Source organism: Vibrio sp. 1288 (assembly GCF_033344475.1).
This window is the reverse complement of record NZ_JAWPOX010000912.1, coordinates 1-568: the sequence shown is the minus strand read 5'-3', so window position 1 is coordinate 568 and position 568 is coordinate 1. Positions and strand designations below refer to the sequence as shown.

General features: G+C 47.9%; 1 protein-coding gene. It reads right to left on the bottom strand.

What is annotated here, in order from left to right; translation table 11 throughout:
* Window positions 1-568, bottom strand: a 568-nt coding sequence (locus R8O11_RS30050; protein ID WP_318195238.1) for an FAD-binding domain-containing protein, incomplete at both ends; no start/stop codon positions are given.

Below are 568 nucleotides of genomic sequence, written 5' to 3'. Positions count from 1 at the left end.
CAAAGTAGGCCGCGCCATACCGCCAGTCCAACCCCAGTTCATGAACAAGGCAACTTGCAACCAACTGGCGTCCACGGTTAGACATATAACCAGTGTGATTCAGTTGGTGCATACACGCGTTGACAATGAGATACGGTGTGGTGCCGTTTTTCCACTGCTGAAAACGATGCGCATAAAAGCTGGTTAACGGCGGTTGATTGCGAATACCACCAAACCGAAACAGCCTTTGTTGATAACACCTTGCGTACCAATAAAAATATTCGCGCCACAACAATTCAAAGTAAATCCAGTAAGTCGAATCATTCGCCCCTTGGGTTTGTTCATGCTGTTTGAGCATGGCATAAATCATTCTTGGCGACACACAACCAAGCGCAAGCCAAGGTGAAAATTTGGTGGAATACGCCATCCCGTCGAGTCCGTTGCGCGTCTCTTTATATGAGCTTGCCAAGCCAGAAGAAAAGTAACGCCGACAATGCGCAAGACCACTCCATTCTCCGCCAGAAAACAGCGCCGACTCATCAAAGTAAAAAGAGGATAAAGTTGGCAGTTGAGCGCCTTTTGGCATTGG